Annotated in this window: 15 protein-coding genes; 8 read left to right on the top strand and 7 right to left on the bottom strand. The window is 68.0% G+C overall.

Annotated features, from left to right (window positions below):
* Positions 1–44 precede the first annotated feature (44 nt).
* Positions 45–746, top strand: coding sequence for a cysteine hydrolase family protein (locus AC1DFU_RS01995; RefSeq protein ID WP_092295170.1), 702 nt, complete (start codon positions 45–47; stop codon positions 744–746).
* Positions 747–805: 59 nt separating this feature from the next.
* Positions 806–1,714, top strand: a complete 909-nt coding sequence (locus AC1DFU_RS01990; RefSeq protein ID WP_441592509.1) for a LysR family transcriptional regulator — start codon at positions 806–808, stop codon at positions 1,712–1,714.
* A 6-nt stretch (positions 1,715–1,720) separates the two neighbouring features.
* Here AC1DFU_RS01990 and AC1DFU_RS01985 read toward each other — a convergent pair whose 3' ends face one another.
* Both AC1DFU_RS01985 and AC1DFU_RS01980 read right to left on the bottom strand, forming a co-directional pair.
* Positions 1,721–2,428 (bottom strand): cysteine hydrolase family protein, encoded by a 708-nt coding sequence (locus AC1DFU_RS01985; protein ID WP_441592508.1) that lies wholly within the window; start codon positions 2,426–2,428, stop codon positions 1,721–1,723.
* Positions 2,429–2,458: 30 nt separating this feature from the next.
* Positions 2,459–3,445: an alpha/beta fold hydrolase gene (locus AC1DFU_RS01980; protein WP_092295178.1), complete on the bottom strand. Its 987-nt coding sequence runs from the start codon at positions 3,443–3,445 to the stop codon at positions 2,459–2,461.
* 56 nt (positions 3,446–3,501) lie between these two features.
* Between AC1DFU_RS01980 and AC1DFU_RS01975 the strand changes: the two genes are divergently transcribed.
* The 5 genes from AC1DFU_RS01975 to AC1DFU_RS01955 all read left to right on the top strand — a co-directional run bounded on the left by AC1DFU_RS01975 (position 3,502) and on the right by AC1DFU_RS01955 (position 8,441).
* Positions 3,502–3,696 (top strand): hypothetical protein, encoded by a 195-nt coding sequence (locus AC1DFU_RS01975; protein ID WP_441592507.1) that lies wholly within the window; start codon positions 3,502–3,504, stop codon positions 3,694–3,696.
* A complete protein-coding gene (locus AC1DFU_RS01970; protein ID WP_218158033.1) occupies positions 3,693–5,186 on the top strand; it encodes an efflux transporter outer membrane subunit in 1,494 nt (497 codons plus the stop codon). Before AC1DFU_RS01975 ends, AC1DFU_RS01970 begins: the two co-directional genes overlap by 4 nt.
* A complete protein-coding gene (locus AC1DFU_RS01965) occupies positions 5,183–6,361 on the top strand; it encodes an HlyD/EmrA/EmrK family protein (protein WP_092295182.1) in 1,179 nt (392 codons plus the stop codon). The genes AC1DFU_RS01970 and AC1DFU_RS01965 overlap by 4 nt, the downstream gene beginning before the upstream one ends.
* Positions 6,362–6,368: 7 nt before the next feature.
* A complete protein-coding gene (locus AC1DFU_RS01960) occupies positions 6,369–7,913 on the top strand; it encodes an MFS transporter (RefSeq protein WP_441592506.1) in 1,545 nt (514 codons plus the stop codon).
* 87 nt (positions 7,914–8,000) lie between these two features.
* Positions 8,001–8,441 carry a MarR family winged helix-turn-helix transcriptional regulator gene (locus AC1DFU_RS01955; protein ID WP_092295184.1) on the top strand — a complete coding sequence of 147 codons (441 nt, stop codon included), beginning with the start codon at positions 8,001–8,003 and terminating at the stop codon, positions 8,439–8,441.
* A gap of 17 nt (positions 8,442–8,458) precedes the next feature.
* On the opposite strand, the gene AC1DFU_RS01950 is transcribed toward AC1DFU_RS01955, so the two are convergent.
* The 3 genes from AC1DFU_RS01950 to AC1DFU_RS01940 are packed head-to-tail and all read right to left on the bottom strand — an operon-like array spanning position 8,459 to position 12,826.
* The gene (locus AC1DFU_RS01950) at positions 8,459–10,018 is read right to left on the bottom strand and encodes a DHA2 family efflux MFS transporter permease subunit (RefSeq protein ID WP_441592505.1); all 1,560 of its coding nucleotides are present in this window, start codon (positions 10,016–10,018) and stop codon (positions 8,459–8,461) included.
* Between the two features lie 41 nt (positions 10,019–10,059).
* The gene (locus AC1DFU_RS01945; RefSeq protein ID WP_092295190.1) at positions 10,060–11,307 is read right to left on the bottom strand and encodes an HlyD/EmrA/EmrK family protein; all 1,248 of its coding nucleotides are present in this window, start codon (positions 11,305–11,307) and stop codon (positions 10,060–10,062) included.
* Between the two features lie 31 nt (positions 11,308–11,338).
* A complete protein-coding gene (locus AC1DFU_RS01940; RefSeq protein WP_441592571.1) occupies positions 11,339–12,826 on the bottom strand; it encodes an efflux transporter outer membrane subunit in 1,488 nt (495 codons plus the stop codon).
* Positions 12,827–13,131: 305 nt separating this feature from the next.
* On the opposite strand from AC1DFU_RS01940, the gene AC1DFU_RS01935 reads away from it, so the two are divergent.
* Positions 13,132–14,724, top strand: coding sequence for an ATP-binding protein (locus AC1DFU_RS01935; protein ID WP_092295195.1), 1,593 nt, complete (start codon positions 13,132–13,134; stop codon positions 14,722–14,724).
* Here AC1DFU_RS01935 and AC1DFU_RS01930 read toward each other — a convergent pair.
* Both AC1DFU_RS01930 and AC1DFU_RS01925 read right to left on the bottom strand, forming a co-directional pair.
* Positions 14,721–15,953, bottom strand: coding sequence for a CaiB/BaiF CoA transferase family protein (locus tag AC1DFU_RS01930; RefSeq protein ID WP_092295198.1), 1,233 nt, complete (start codon positions 15,951–15,953; stop codon positions 14,721–14,723). The two genes, AC1DFU_RS01935 and AC1DFU_RS01930, sit on opposite strands and share 4 nt — an antisense overlap.
* A 2-nt stretch (positions 15,954–15,955) precedes the next feature.
* Positions 15,956–16,747, bottom strand: a complete 792-nt coding sequence (locus AC1DFU_RS01925; protein ID WP_441592504.1) for an enoyl-CoA hydratase/isomerase family protein — start codon at positions 16,745–16,747, stop codon at positions 15,956–15,958.
* Positions 16,748–16,760 lie beyond the last annotated feature (13 nt).

The raw sequence follows: 16,760 nt of genomic DNA, 5'->3' as shown, positions 1-16,760 counted from the left end.
TGGCGGTACCTAGACTGGCGCCTCTTTCCTGAGGAGCCTGTTGCATGAACTTCCATCTGCCACGCTATTTGCGCTTCGCTACCGTCGGGGTCTCGCTCGCCGTATCGGCCGCATCGGCCGGCGCCGCCGGGGCGAACCCGCATCCGGGTATCCGCGCGATTCTCGGCGCCCAGCCCATCGACCATCTCGAGGCCAGCACCACCGCGCTGGTCATCATCGACTTCCAGAAGGAATACTTCTCCGGCCGGCTGCCCATCCCGGACGGCCGGCGTGCGCTGGCGCAGGCGCAGCGGCTGGTGGCGTTCGCGGATCAGGCGCGGATGCCGGTGTTCCAGGTGCAGCATGTGGCGCCGGCCGGCTCCGCCTTGTTTGCGGCCGATGGGGACACGGTGTCGTTCGAGCCGGGCATGCTGCCGCGCCCGCAGGACACCGTGCTGCGCAAGCAGACCGTGAGCGTGTTTGCGAGTACCGATCTCGACCGGCGCCTCAAGACGCTGGGCGTGAAAACCGTGATCGTGGCGGGCCTGATGACGCATGCCTGCGTGGCCGGCGCGGCGCGGGACGCGGTGCCGCTCGGCTATCACGTTGTGATAGCATCGGACGCCTCCGCCACGCGCGATATCGTGCGGGCCGACGGCCAGAAGGTCGACAAGGACGCGCTGCATCGCGCCGCGCTCGCGGAGATCGAAGACACCTTCGGCGATGTGATGACCACCGCCGACATTACCCGCCTGCCGCTGCGCTGAGCGGGTTCACGGAACGCCCTGCGGGGCGTTTCTCATTTGGCCGGACACATCGATACTTCATGGATCAGTTGCTTGCCATGCGCATCTTCTGCTGCATCGTCGAGACCAAGGGGTTCTCGGCGGCGGCGGAGCGGCTCGACATGTCGCACTCCACCGTCTCGCGGCAGTTAAAGCAGCTCGAAGCCGCCATGGGCGTGCAGTTGCTGAACCGCACCACGCGCCGCTTCGCGCTGACCGCGGCGGGCGAGCGCTATCACCAGTACAGCCTCGACATCCTCGCGCGCCTGGACGCCATGACAGCGGCGATGACCGGCGAACGCGAGCATCTCGCCGGGCCGCTGCGGGTGACAGTGCCGCTGGCCATCGGCACGCTGGAGCTGCCGGACTGGCTGCCGGCCTTCCAGGCAAGCTTTCCCGATATCGCCCTGGATCTGTCGTGCAGCGACCACTTCGTGGATCTGGTAGCCGAGCGTTTCGACGTGGCACTGCGCATCAGCAGTACACCGCTGGCCGACAGCAGCCTGATGGCGAAATCGCTGACGGCATCGGACACGGTGCTGGTGGCGTCACCGGCCTATCTGGCGCGGCACGGCCTGCCGGTATCGGCGGCGGACCTTGCGCAGCATGCTGTGCTGAGCTTCACGGGCGCAAACCGCACCGGCGAATGGACGCTGACAGCCCCGGACGGGGCTGTCGAACACGTGGGTGTACGGGGTGGCATGTCGACCGATACGATCACCGCGCTGTACGCGGCGGCGTTGGCCGGCACGGGCATCGCGGCATTCACCGAACGCACCGTGCGTGCCGAACTGGCCCGGGGCGGGCTGGTTCGCGTGCTGCCGCAATACCGGCTGGGTACCAGCCACTACTACGCGCTGTACCCCCACACCCGACATCTCACGCCGCGTGCGCGTGCCTTCGTCGAATTCATGGCGGCGCACTATCGGATGGACGACCGGGCAGATTGAATCGGCTTACCGCGCCAGCCGCCTGAGCGTCTCGTCGGTGTCCCAGAGCGCGTTGGCGATGTAGCGGAAGTTGACCAGCGCCGCATGGTAGCCATCACCCTCGGGCAGCTTGGGGCCGGCCACGGCATCGCGCACCACCGCCACCTCGAAGCCGTGCTCGAGCAGGTCGCGCAGATGGGACTCCACGCACAGGTTGGCCGCCATGCCGGCGAGGATGACCTGATCCACCCGCTGCTTGCGCAACTGCAGGACCAGATCGTTGGCCTGCGGCCCATAGAGCTTGTGGGTCGAGCAGATGATGGTGTCGCCATCCTCGATATAAGGCTTCAGCTCGGGCATGAAGTCGGCGCCCGAGTCACGGAAACCCTCCAGCGTCAGCGCGCCGGGGCGGTCGAACATGCCGACGGCATGCTGGAACATCTCCGCCGGTCCCGCCACCTTCCACTTGTGGTCGTGCGGAAAATAGTAGTGCGGAGAGATGGCGACGCAGATCCCGGCCTGCTTCGCCGCCGCGAACAGGCGGACGAGGTTGGGCACCAGGTTCTGCTCGGTCACGCTCTCCCCCACCACGCCCCAACTCCGCCCTTCGGGACTCATAAAGTCGACCTGCGGGTCGATCACGACCAGCGCGGTACGCGCGAGGTCCAGCGTCAGGTCGGCGCTGGGCAGGCCCGGCTCGGCCGGGTCCTTGTAGGCAGGGTTGGCATTGCACATGGTGGGGGCCTTTCAGGTGAAGTTGCGAGGTCAGCTGCGGATAAACGCCAGCAAATCGGCGTTGAATTTCTCCTTGTGGGTGTCGGTCAGGCCGTGCGGCGCGCCCGGGTAGACGATCAGCTTGGAGCCCTTGATCAGCTTCGCCGAGGCGCGGCCGGCGGCGTCGATCGGCACGATCTGGTCGTCGTCACCGTGGATGATCAGCGTCGGCTTGTCGATCTTCTTGAGGTCTTCGGTGAAATCGGTTTCCGAGAAGGCCTTGATCGAGTCCAGGGTGTTCTTGTGTCCGCCCTGCATCCCTTGCGCCCACCAGGCATCGATCAGCCCCTGGGACGGCTTGGCGCCCGGACGGTTGTAGCCGTAGAACGGGCCGGACGGCACGTCGCGATAGAACTGCGAGCGGTTGGCGAGCTGGGCCGCGCGCAGGCCGTCGAAGACCTCCACCGGCAGGCCGTTCGGGTTGGCCGGCGTCTTGACCATCACCGGGGGCACGGCCGAGACCAGGACGACCTTGGACACGCGACGCGTGCCGTGGCGGCCGAGGTAGCGCGCCACTTCGCCGCCGCCGGTGGAGAAGCCCACCAGGATGGCGTCGCGCAGGTCGAGGGTTTCGATCACCGTGGCGAGGTCGTCGGCATAGTGGTCCATGTCATTGCCCTCCCACGGCTGGCTCGACCGGCCATGGCCACGACGGTCATGCGCCACGGCGCGGAAGCCCGAGCTGGCCACCAGCAGCATCTGCGATTCCCAGCTATCGGAATGCAGCGGCCAGCCATGACTGAACACCACGGGCCGACCCGATCCCCAGTCCTTGTAGTAGAGCTGCGTGCCGTCGCGGGCGGTGATGTAGCTGCCGTGCGGCTTGCCCGCTGCCGAGGCGCTGGCCCCCTTGGCGGCCTGTGCGGCTTCGGCGCCGCCGGGAATGCTGGTGGCCACCAGCGCGGAGGCTGCGGCGGCGCTGCCGAGCAGCAGGTTACGACGTGACACGCGATTCGGGAGACTCTGATCGGAAGACATGGCGAAGATCCTTGTTTTGCTGCGAGGTTGAGAATCGGGGGTGAACGACAGTGCGCTTGTTGCTGGTTTCCATTGAACAACGAAAACGCCCGCAGGATTGGTGCCTCTCCGGCAACACCGTGCGCGCCAGCGGGGCACTACCGGCGTGCGGGGCCGACCGCTACCTTTGGTATCAGGCAACCGGCCTGTCGTCGGGGCCGATGTTCAGCCCCGGCCATGTCGTCCGGGCGAAGGTTGCGGAGAAGCAATGATGGCGAAGCCAAAGACGCGTACCGTGCCGGCCTGGGTATGCCTTGGCGTGTTGGGCGCAGCGGTATTCCTGCCGGGCTGCGCCAGCATGAAGGGGCTCAAGACCCAAGCTACGGTCGATGACCCCAACCGCCTGGCCGCCACCGCATCGCTCGCCGACACGCCCCTGTCGCCGGCCGCCTGGCCGGACCGCGCATGGTGGGAAGGCTTCGGTGATCCGCAGCTCACCGCGCTCGTGGAAACGGCACTGGCCGGGCAACCCACGCTGCGCATCGCCGCCGCGCGGGTGCGTCAGGCCGATGCGCTCGCCGGCCGCTCCGAAGCCGCCTTGTATCCGCAGGTCAACCTGGACGCGCGGACCACGCGCCAGCGCTTCAGCGAGAACGGCCTTGTGCCACCCCCGCTCGGCGGCAGCTGGAAATGGGCCAGTGACGTGCAGCTCGGTCTCGGCTACGAACTCGACTTCTGGGGCAAGAACCGCGCCGCGTTCGACGCCGCGCTGGACCGCGTGCGCGCCGCCGAGGTCGACTACCACGCAGCGGAACTGATGCTGACCACCTCCGTCGTGCGCACCTACCTGCGGCTCGATGCCGCCTACGCCCAGCGCGCGCTGACCGAGCAGACCTACCGCCAGCGCCAGAACACGTTCGACCTGACACGCCGGCGCGTGGATGCGCAACTCGACTCGGCCTTCGACATGAAGCAGGCCGAAGCCGCCCTCCCCGCCACGCGCGAGCGCCTTGCCGCCATCAACGAGATCATCGCGCTGACCCAGAACCAGCTCGCGGCACTGGCGGGCAAGGGGCCGGATGCCGGCGCCGACATCCGCCCCCCGCAACTGCGCGACCGCTACGCGGCGGCGGTGCCGGCCACCCTGCCGGCCGAACTGATCGGCCGCCGGCCGGATGTGGTGGCGCAGCGTTGGCGCGTGGAAGCGGCGGGCCACGACATCCGCGCCGCCAAGGCCGAGTTCTATCCGAACATCAGCCTGAACGCCTTTGCCGGGCTGTCCAGCCTGAGCCTGTCCGACTTCTTTACCGCGGGCAGCCGCACCCTTGGCATCGGCCCGGCGCTATCGTTGCCGATTTTCGACGGGGGCCGGCTGCGCGCCAACCTCGGCGTCAGGCAGGCCGAGTACGACGCCGCAACGGAGCAGTACAACGCCACGCTGATTACCGCGCTGCACGATGTGGTCAACCAGCTGGTGTCCCTGCGCTGGCATGCCGAGCGCGCCGACGAGCAGCAACAGGCGCTGCGACTGACGCAGGAAGCCTATGACATGGCCGTGTCGCGCTATCGCAGCGGCGTGGGCAACTATCTGCAGGTGCTGTCGGCCGAGGGCCAGGTCCTGCAACAGAAGCAATTGCTGATCGACCTTGAAACCCAGGAGCGTACGTTGCACCTCGAACTGATCCGCGCGCTGGGCGGCGGGTATGACACCGCGACAGCGCCGGCCCAAGGCGCCGGTGCGGCCACCCGGAGCGCATCATGAATCCCGCCAGCCAGCCCACGCCCGCGCAAGCCACCGCCGCGCCGCCCGTCGACCTCCGTCCGGCACGGCGCCGGCGCATCGCCGGCGGCGTCCTGCTCGTCCTCCTGCTTGCCGGCGCCGCCGGCTATTGGCTGCAATACGGCCGGGACCAGGTTTCCACCGAAGATGCCTATGTCGAAGGCAACGTGGTGCAGGTCACGCCGCAGGTCAGCGGCGTGGTCACCGCGATCCTCGCCGACAACACGGATCTGGTCGCCTCGGGCGTGACCCTGGTCGAACTCAATGGCGTGGATGCCCAGCTGGCGCTGGCGGCCGCGCAGGCCCAGCTCGCCCGCACGGTGCGGCAGGTGCGCGGGCAGTTTGCCGCCGTCGGCCAGGATCGCGCCAATGTGGAACTGCGCACGGTCGACTTGGCGCGGGAGCAGGAGAACATGACGCGGCGCTCGGCGCTGGTCGCCAGCGGGGCGATCTCGGGCGAAGAACTGATCCATGCGCGCCATGCTGTACGCGCCGCACAGGCCGCCCTGACCATGGCCAGCGAGCAGCTCAAGCGCAACCAGGCGCTGGTCGAGCGGACGTCGGTGGGGTCTCACCCCGATGTGCTCGCCGCCGCCGCGCAGGTGCGCAATGCCAGCATCGCCCTCTCGCGCACGCGCATCCTGGCGCCGGTGGGGGGCGTGGTGACCAAGCGCTCGGTGCAGGTGGGGCAGCGCGTCAGCCCGGGCGTGTCGATGATGTCCGTGGTGCCGCTGGATCACCTGTGGGTCACGGCCAACCTGAAGGAGTCGCAGTTGCGCGATATCCGCCTCGGCCAGCCGGTGACGCTGACCACCGACCTGTACGGCCGGCGGGTGGTGTACCACGGCCGGGTCATCGGGCAGGACGCCGGCACCGGCAGCGCGTTTGCGCTGCTGCCGGCGCAGAACGCCACCGGCAACTGGATCAAGGTGGTGCAGCGTGTGCCGGTGCGCATCGCGCTGGACCCGGCGGAAGTGACGGCCCACCCGCTACAGATCGGCTTGTCGATGAAGGTCGCCGTCGATACGCGCGCCCGGGACGGCAAGCGGCTGGTGGCCATCGACGCCTCCAGCCAGAACTACCGCACCACGGTGTTCGCGGACGAACTGGCGCGCGCCGAAGCGCACGTGCGCCGCATCATCGACGACAACTCCTAGGCGCGCCATGACCTCCGCCATGCCTTCCGCCATGCCCTCCGCGCCTCCCCGACGTCTCCTGCTGACGATAGGCGCGCTGACCACGATCGACTTCCTCCAGAACGGCATGGTGGCCTTCTCCGCCGCGCCGATCATGGGCGAGATCGGCGCGAGCCCGGACCAGTACAGCACCGTCGCGGCGGCCTACGCCAGCGTGGCGGTGGTGGTGATCGCGCTGCAGCGCTGGATCGTGGAGCGCGTGGGATGGCGGCGCTACGTCCAGGGGTCGCTGATGGCGGCGGCGCTGGGGGCGCTCCTGTGCGCCCATGCCGACAGCTACGAGACCTTCCTGGTCGCCCGCATGGTCATGGCGCTCGGCTGTGCCGGCATGGTGACGTCGTCGCGGCTGACCGTGAACCTGATCCCGCCCAGCCCGGCGCGATTCTTCGGCATCAAGGCGCTGGCGTCCGGCGTGTGCTGCGGCATGGCGCTGGCACCCTGGCTGGCCTCCGCCATCGTCAGCGCGGACCGCTGGCCGCTGATCTTCTGGCTGGTGGCCGGGTGTACGCTGGCGCTGCTACCGGCCACCAGCGTCCTGCCGGAGGCCACGGCGCCGCCCGCGCAACGCTCGGACGCCCATCCGATTCGGCTGGCCGCGCTGGCCGTGGGCAGCTTCCTGGTCCTGTATGTGCTGCAGCGTTCCTACTACGATTTCTACGCGGACCGGCTCTGGCTGGTGATCGGCGCCATCGCGGGCGGCACCGCCCTGCTCGGCTTCATCTGGACGGAGTCCCGCAGCGAACGTCCGCTGCTGCGGCTGCGCCATCTGGTCGAGCCGCGTTACCTGTGCGGGCTGGCGCTGTTCACGTTCTGCTACGTCACGCTGGGCGCGAATGGCTACCTGCTGCCCATTGTCCTGCAGCGCTCGCTCGGGCATGCCTGGTCCACCGCCGGGCAGTTCTATGCGATGGGGTTGTCGGCGGGCGTGCTCACCTGGCTGACCGTCTCGCGCCTGCTGCCGCGCTGGCCCAGTCCGCGCAAGTACTTCGTCGCCGGCTTTCTGTCGCTGGCCATCTCGGCCTGGATGATGAGCCGGATGCCACCCGCGCCCGACCTGTGGGGCCACGTGCTGCCGGCGCTCGCGTTCTACGGGGTCTTCATCATGATCCTGATGCCGGTGACGGCCATGCAGACTTTCAGCGGCGTGGCGCACGACGAGTCCGTGTTCTCCAACGCGCAGCAGACCAAGAACATGCTCGGCCAGCTCGGCCAGGCGCTGGGCGTGACCATCGCCACGGTGGGCCAGCAATGGCTGACCACGCGGCACTACAGCACGCTGCATGACACCATCCACCTCAACAGCCCGCAGTTCCAGGACGCCCACGCGCGCTTCACGGCGGCGATTGCCGCGTCGTCCGATCCGGTGCGCGCCGCCGAACTCGCCACGGCGCAGATCGCGCAGGTGCTCGCGCAGCAATCCGCCCTGCTGGCCAATCTTGACCACTTCCGCGCGCTTGCCGTGGTGGCCGTGCTGGCCATCGTCGTGAGCCTGACCCAGAAGGTGATCCGCTGAGCGCCCCGCTTGCTGGCCTCGGCGCACGCCCTTCCCATTGACTGACGCATCAGATACATTGACGGCTCCTGGCTTTTCCGAGGCGCCGTGAAACACTACAACCGCGAGAACTTCCGATTGACGCAGAGCGTTGGCTTCCATCTGAACAAGGCCCGCAACGGGCTGCTGATGGAGATCGACGCGGCGCTCCGTCCGCTGGACATCACCGGCCAGCAGATGGGCATCCTGCTGTCGCTCACGCAGGGCGCGGCCAGCACGCCGCTGGAGATCAGCAAGCTGCTGGAGATCGACACCGGCCTGATGACGCGCATGCTCGACAAGCTGGAGAGCAAGGGCATGCTGCAGCGGCAGCGGAGCGAGGCAGACCGGCGCGTGGTGAACCTGATCGTGACCGACAAGGGCCGGGACGTGGCCAGCCGCGTGCCCGACATCGCCCCGGATGTGCTGAACCACCGCCTGCGCCATTTCTCGCGGGAGGAGTTCAGCGAGTTCCTGCGCCTGCTGCACAAATTCTCCGAAGCCGCCTGAGCAGCAAGGGGTGGCCCTCAGTGGGCCGCCGCAGCAGCGCTCGACATCTTGCCCTTCGCAGGCCGGGTCAGCCAGATCAACGGGATGATGGCGACGAAGATCACCGCCGAGACCCAGAAGATATCGTTGAGCCCGAGCATGATCGCCTGCGCATTCATCCCCCGTTCGAAGAACGCCACGGCCTGGTCCGGCGACAGATGCATGGCCGTCTGGATCGACTCGAGCGCGGTCGTATAGAGCGGATTGCCCGGGCCGGCCTGTTCCGCGAGCCGGGCGTGGTGGAGCACCGCGCGATCGTTCCACACCGTGGTGGCCAGCGACGTGCCGGCCGCGCCGAAGAAGACCCGCACGAAGTTCGACAAACCAGCCGCAGCCGGAATCTTCTCCGGCGGCAGGCCGGAGAGGATGATGGCCGTCAGCGGCACGAAGAACAGCGCCATCGGAATGCCCTGCAGCAGCGTGGGCAGCACCAGCGTGAAGGTATCCACGCCGGTCGTGTATTGCGAGCGCATGAAGAACACGGCGGCAAAGCCCAGGAACGCCAGCGTCGCCAGCACACGCAACTCGGCCTTCGGCAGCAGCTTGCCGACCACCGGCGCCAGCAGCACGGCAAAGATGCCCAGCGGCGCCGTGACGAGACCCGCGTTGACCGCCGGATACGCCAGGTACTGCTGCATCCACTGGGGCAGCACCACGAGGTTGGCGAAGAACAAGGCAAAGCCCACCGAGATCGCCGCCGTGCCCGCCAGGAAGTTGCGGCCCTTGAACAGGCGCAGGTCGATGATCGGGTCAGGCTCGGTCAGCTCCCAGATCACGAAGAAGACGAAGCTGAGCAGCGCCACCACCCCAAGGCCGATGATCACGGGCGAGGCGAACCAGTCGAGATCCTTGCCCTTGTCGAGCATGATCTGCAGCGACGCCACCCAGGTAATCAGCGAGGCCAGGCCGACCATGTCGATCGGCAGCTTGCGCACCGGTGATTCGCGGTCGCGATAGACCGCCCAGGTCACGGCGGCGGCGAACAGCCCCACCGGCACGTTGATGTAGAAGATCCACGCCCAGGAGTAGCTGTCGGTCATCCATCCGCCCAGCGCCGGGCCGGCAATCGGCCCCACGGTGGCCGTCATGGCCCACAGCGCCAGCGCCTGCGAACTCTTCTCCTTCGGAAACGAGCCGAGCAGGATGGCCTGCGACAGCGGAATCAGCGGCCCAGCCACCGCGCCCTGCAGGATGCGCGCGGCCAGCAGCGCGGTCAGGTTCGGCGCGATGCCGCACAGCCATGACGCCAGCACGAACAGCAGCAGCGAGCCGACGAACAGCCGGATCTGCCCCACGCGCTGCGTGAGCCAGCCGGTCAGCGGAATGGCCACGGCGTTGGCGGCGGCGAACAGCGTGATGACCCACGTGCCTTCATGGACGGACACGCCGAGGTTGCCGGAGATGGTCGGAATCGCCACGTTGGCGATCGACGAATCCAGCACGTTCATAAAGGTGGCGAGCGCCACGGCAAAGCTGCCCAGCACCAGCCTGCCGCCGGTGAGCGGCGGGGGCGGCTGGAAGGGGGTCGCGGTAGACATGATGCGGCTCCGGTTGCGGTGATGGCTGGGGGATGGCTGGGTTACGACGCGGTGCGCGCGGGGGTCTCACGCTTGCGCGCCGCGCTTTGCTCGCCGCCCTGCCCCCGGTTGCGCGCGATGATGCGGTCGATCTCGGCATCCGCTTCGGCGCCGTACTGCCGGAACACGTCCGTGCTGTACGTGGTGCGGACCGGGGCGGCGTTGCGCGTGGGGTTGCGTGTGGCGTCCAGGGCATCGCCACGCGCCTTGGTTTCCACATCCACCTGCATCGACAGCCCGATCTGCAGCGGATGGGCGCGCAGCTCGGCCGGATCGAGGGCGATCCGCACCGGCAGGCGCTGCACTACCTTGATCCAGTTCCCCGTGGCGTTCTGCGCCGGCAGGGCCGAGAACGCGCTGCCGGTACCGGCCGAGAAGCCGACCACCTTGCCGTGGTACGTCACCGTGCTGCCGTAGAGGTCGGCATGCAGTGCCACCGGCTGGCCGATGCGGATGTGCTTGAGCTGGACTTCCTTGAAGTTGGCATCCACCCAGACGCCGTCCAGCGGCACGATGGCCATCAGCGGATTGCCCGGCGCCACCCGCTGCCCCACCTGCACGGAGCGGCGCGCCACATAGCCGGTGACCGGCGCCGGCAGCGTATTGCGGGCATTGGCGAGGTAGGCGTCGCGCACACGTGCGGCGGCGGCCTCCACGCTGGGGTGGTCCGCCACGGCGGCCCCGTCGGTCAGGGCATGGTTCGAGGCGAGTTGCTGGCGGGCCGTCTCCAGCGCGGCTTCGGCGGACTTGACCGCATCGCGGGCATGGGCGATGTCCTCGACCGCCACGGCGCCGGACTCGGAAACCGCCGTGCGGCGGCGCAGATCGTCACGCACGCGCGCCACATCGGCCTCCCGCTGCCGCACGGTGGCGGCCAGCACATCGTTGTTGATATAGAGCGCGCTCACCTGCCGCACGGTCTGGCCCAGCGCGGCCTCGGCGTTGGCCAGCGCAATGCGGGTATCGGCAGGGTCCAGCGTCACGACCGGTTCGCCGGCCCGCACGACCTGCGTGTCGTCGGCGTTGACCGACACCACGGTGCCGCTCACCTGGGGCGTCAGTTGCACGAGGTTGCCGTTCACGTAGGCATCGTCGGTGTGTTCGTGGAACCGGGCCACCCCGTAGTAGTAGGCGCCATAGCCTGCGGCGGCCAGGAGCGTGGTCAAACCCAGCAGCGCCAGCAGGCGCTTGCGGGAAGACTTCGGCGCGGTGGCGGACGGCTTGTCAGCGGAGGAAGGAGTCGAGGTCATGAGAGGGTCTGTTATCGAAGGAAGGGGGCGATCAGCGGGCCGCCGCTGTCTGTTGGGTGTGGGCGACGGTCTCGACGGTCTGGGCGGTCTGGGCGGTCTCGGTGTACCCACCGCCAAGCGCGGTAGCCAGCGCGATCTGCCGGTCGCGGCGTTGCATGCGCAGGTTGGTCACCACCTGGCTGCTGGCCAGCGCCGTGGTCTGGGCGTTGAGCACGGTCAACTGCGTGGTCAGGCCGCCCTGGTACTGGGCCATCGCCAGCCGGAGCGCGCGCTGCGCGGCCTCGTCGGACCGCGTGGCGTTGACCAACTGCGCGTCCACCGCGCGGATATCGGCCAGTTGCGTGGCCACATCGGTCAGCGCCTGGATCAGCGTGTCGTTGTAGTTCGCCACCGCGAAGTCGAACTCGGCATAGCGCCCCTTGAGCTGCGCACGCAGCGCGCCGCCGTCGAAGATCGGCAGATGGATGGCCGGCCCGGCCGATGCCGTGCGGCTCGCCGCGCGCAGGAAGCGGCCCCAGCCAAAGGCATCGAGGCCGATGGCCGCGCTCAGGTTGATATCCGGATAGAACTCGGCCTTGGCCACCTTGATGTCGTGCGTGGTGGCCTCCACGCGCCAGCGCGCGGCCACGATGTCCGGGCGGCGCGAGACGAGGTCGGCGGGCAGGTTGGCCGGCAGATGGATCTCGTCGCGCACGCCAAGCGTGGGACGTGCGATGGCCAGGCCGCGATCCGGCCCCTGCCCGAGCAGCGCGCCCAGTTGATAGCGGGTGCGCTGGATATTGCCTTCCAGCGCGGAGACACTGACTTGCGCGGCGGCCAGATTGGCCTCGGCAGTGCGCAGCTCGACTTCGGTATCGAGCCCCATCTTCACCCGGCCCCGCGCCACGCGCAGCACTTCGGTGCGCTGGCCGACTTCGTCGCGCGCAATGTCGAGCAGGGCGTAGAGACGCCCCAGCTCGTTGTAGCTGCGGGCGATGGCGCTCGTCAGCGTCAGGCGCACCTGCTCGGCTTCGGCCTCGCTGGCGTGCACCGTCGACACGGCCGAGCGCAACGCCTCACGGTTCTTGCCCCACAGGTCCAGCTCGTAGCTGGCGCCGAGGAAGGCCTTGTTTTCCGATTGCCAGCTGCCGGCGAACGCGGGCGGGATAAAGGTGCTTTCGGTCAGGCGCTGGCGCGTCCAGCTATAGCCGGCCCCCACCTGCGGCAGCGTATTGGCGTTGGCGGTTTCGCTGAACGCCACCGCCGCCGCCACGCGGGCGCGGGCCTTGTCGAGTGTCGGGCTGTCTTTCAACGCTTCCGCGATCAACGCCTTGAGTTGCGCATCCCCGAACTGGTCGGCCCAATCCGCCGCGGGCCATCGGCCCTGCTCCGCCGGAAGGCTCTGCGTGGTGGCGTATTGGCCGGGCTGCGCCATCTGGCGGTCGCTTCGGATGCCGGCATAGTTCGCACAGCCCGCCAGCACCGCGACCACGAGGGTCGACAGCACTGGCCTGGCCAGGCGACTCACCCCGCGCGGCATTCCCTTAGATTGCTCGAACATTATCTGACCTGTCAGTTAATCATGCAAAAAAGTGGCGCAGCGTGGGCTTTTCGTACAATTTGGCCGTGCTGCGCGTTATTTGCCTGAACAATAATTGACAGGTCAGCAAAAAACAAGCCTTAATTGGACTTTGTGCGTGCACGGTGACGAAGGCGACAATAAATGCCTGATATGTCACTTATGTGGCAGTAACGTGTCCGTCATCTCAGTCGTTCCGGTTTAGCGCTACCATCTGAACCGAATTCCCGCCGCAGAACATCAGATTCGCACTTCCCGTCCTACCCATGCCCCACGCCATCGAAGTCCCCCTGTCAACCGTCGACAAATGGCAAGACATTGTCAATCTGCTCGCCGAGATCATGTGCGTGCCGTCCGCGCTGATCATGCGGACCAAGGCACCCAATATCGAAGTGCTGGTATCGAGCCATTCGGAGGGCAATCCTTATGAGGCGGCCGAAACCGCCCCGCTGGATACGGGGCTGTATTGCGAGACCGTGATGGAGACCCGCCAGCCGCTGCTGGTGCCGGATGCCCTAGCGGACGTGGACTGGAATGCCAACCCGGATATCAAGCTGGGCATGATCTCGTACATGGGGCTCCCGATCAGCTGGCCCGATGGCGAAGTGTTCGGCACGATCTGCGTGCTCGACCGGAAGAAGAACGCCTACAGCAACCAGTTTCTCCGGCTGCTGTCGATGTGCCGGGACATCCTGCAAGCCGACCTGAACATGCTGATGGCCTTGAGCGGCCAGCTTGCGGAAAGCCAGGCCAGGATCCGGCGCCTGGTGGACGCCGACATCATCGGCATCTTCCTCTGGGAGGTGGACACCCAGGTCATCGTCGAGGCCAATGACGCCTTCCTGCGGATCGTCGGCTACGACCGCGAGGATTTGCGGTCGCGCGGCATGCGTTGGACCGCGATGACCCCGCCGGATTGGCTTGAGGTGGATCTGCGAGACCGGTTGCCGGTACTCAAGCGCAGCGGCCGCCTGCAACCGTTCGAGAAGGAATATTTCCGCAAGGATGGCAGCCGGGTGCCGGTGATGATGGGCGTGGCCCGGTTCGAGGACGGCGGCAAGGAGGGGGTCGCGTTCGTGCTGGATTTGACCGAACGCAAGCTCGCCGAAGCCGACGCCCGCGAAAGCGAGCGCCGTTACCGGGAAACCCAAAGCGCGTTGGCGCACGTCAACCGGGTCACGACCATGGGGCAGCTCACGGCCTCCATCAGCCATGAGCTGAAGCAGCCGATCGGCGCCTGTGCGATGAACGCCAGCGCGGGCCTGCGCTGGCTCGCGGCGCAACCACCGAATCTGGAAGAAGCGCGCCTCGCCTTCGAGCGGATCAACAAGGACGCCCGGCAGGCCAGCGACATGATGAGCCACATCCGCGACCTGTTCAAGAACGCCCCGCTGCAAAAGGAGGGGGTGCAGATCAACGAGGCGATTCGCGAAGTCATTACCCTGACGCGCGGCGAAGTCGTTCAGCATGGCGTGGCGGTGCAGATGCAGCTCGCGGAGGATCTGCCGCCGGTCAAGGGTGATCGTGTCCAGCTGCAGCAGGCCATGCTGAACCTGATCATGAATGCCGTGGAAGCGATGAGCGCCGTGGACGACGGCCCCCGGGAACTGACGATCCGCACCGCCGCCGATGCGGGACATGCCGTGGTGGTGACGGTACGCGACTCCGGACCGGGTGTACCGCCCGAGCACGCGGTGCGGCTCTTCGAACCGTTCTGCACGACGAAGTCCAGCGGCATGGGCATGGGCCTGACGATCTGCCGATCGATCATCCAGGCCCATGGCGGCACCCTGGAACTCTGCGAGAACGAGGCGCGTGGCGCCGTGTTCCGGTTCACGGTGCCCACGCTCGACGCCTAGCGCGCGTTCCCGGCAATCATCGCCGTGATCTCGGCGGCGTCCATCCCCGTCTCCCCCAGCACCTCGGCCGTGTGCTCGCCCAGCGCCGGCGCCGGGCGGTGGATCGCGGTCGGCGTTTCGGAGAACTTCGCCGTCGGCCGGATCTGGCGGATCGGCCCGACCACCGGATGCGTGGAGTCCTCGAACAAACCCACTTCGCGCAGATGCGGATGCGCCGGCAGGTCGTCCAGGCCGTAGATCGGCGTGGCGGGGATGTCCATCCGCTCGCACATCGCCATCCATTGCGCCGTGGTCCGCTCGGGCGCCAGTTCGCGCAGGTGGCCGTACAGCGCCTGGATATGCGCATTGCGCGCGCGCCGGCTGGCGATGTCGTAGCGGCTGGCGAGGTCGTTCCGGCCCACTTCGGCAAAGAAGGCATGCCAGTGCTTCTCGGTGTACGGCAGCAGACTCATCCAGCCGTCGGCGGTGCGCACCGGCTTGCGCCCGCCGCCGAGCAGCCGCGCGTAGCCGGCCTTGCCCGGGTTGTCCGGGAACGTCATGCCGCCCATATGCTCGGTCAGCACGAAGGCGGTCATGGTTTCCAGCATCGGCACCTCCACGTACTGCCCCGCGCCATGCCGCTCGCGATGGAACAGCGCCGCCAGCACCGCGTTGGCCACCGCCAGCCCTGTGGTCTTGTCCGCGATCAGGCTCGGCATGTAGTCCGGCGCGGCACCATCCCCCGACGCCGCCCCCACGAAACCACACGCAGCCTGGATGATGTCGTCGAACGCCGGCTTGTCGCGGTGCGGCCCGTCCTGGCCAAAACCGGTGGCGGCGCAATAAACGATGTCCGGCTTCAGCGCCGCCACGGCCGCGTAGCCAAGGCCAAGCCGCTCGATGGCACCGACGCGCATGTTGTGGATCAGCACGTCCGCGGTCGGGATCAGCCGCTCCAGCGCCTCGCGTCCGGCCGGGCTTTTCAGGTCGAGCACGATGGAGCGCTTGTTGCGGTTCAGGGCGAGGAAGATCGAACTCATGCCCACGTGGTGCACCACGCCGTTGGCCCGCATCAGGTCGCCTTCGGGCGCCTCCACCTTGATCACGTCGGCGCCCATGTCGGCCAGCAGCTGCGTGGCCATCGGCCCCAGCACGACTGAGGACAGGTCCAGCACCCGCACGCCATGCAGCGGGCCGATGGCGGCCGGCGCGTTGGGCGTCGATCGATCGCTCTTGGCAGTCCGCTCCATGCTCAGCGCCCCTGGAATTGCGGCAGGCGCCGCTCGGCCATCGCCGCCACGCCCTCGCGGAAGTCCTCGCTGGCGAACTCCTTCAGCTGCGCCGCCAGCTCCTGCCGGTTGCCCTCGACGATGCGGTCCGCCAGCCCCTGCCGCAGCGTGGCGCGGGTGCTGCGCACAGCCATCGGCGCGGAAATGGCGATCTCCGCCGCCAGTGCGTGGGCCTGGGCCAGTTCATCGCCGGGCTCGGCCAGCACGTCGGCCAGCCCGATCTCCACGGCACGCGCGCCATCGATGCGCCGGCCCGTGTAGAACAGCAGTGCCGCCTGCTGCTCGCCGATCAGGCGCGGCAGCGTCACGCTGAGGCCGAAGCCCGGATGGAAGCCGAGCCGGTTGAAATTCACGCTGAAGCGCGCGTCGCGGCTCGTCACGCGGAAATCCGCAACCAGCGCCAGCCCCACGCCGGCGCCAACGGCCGGGCCATGCACGGCGGCCACGATCGGCTTGGCCGTGCGGAACAGGCGCATGGCCTGCCGGTAGAACGGGCTCGGGTCGCGCGCCACGCTGCTGTCCTGCGCGCCGAAGTTGGCGCCGGCGCAGAACGCCTTGCCCTCCGCCGCCAGCACGATGGCGCGGCATTCGGGCGTCTCGTCGAGCGCGGCGAAGGCTTCGGCCAACTGCGTCATGCACGCCTCGTCCACATAATTGTGCGGCGGACGGCGCAGCGTCACCTGCGCCACATGGCCTGTCATGGCGACCTGGACCACGTCGGTGGAAAGCTCGGACACGGGACGTTTCGTATGCATGGGGGTGTCTCCT

The organism is Cupriavidus sp. 10L45, from assembly GCF_056395225.1.
Note: the sequence above shows the minus strand (reverse complement) of the source record. Positions and strands in the feature narration are given on the sequence as shown.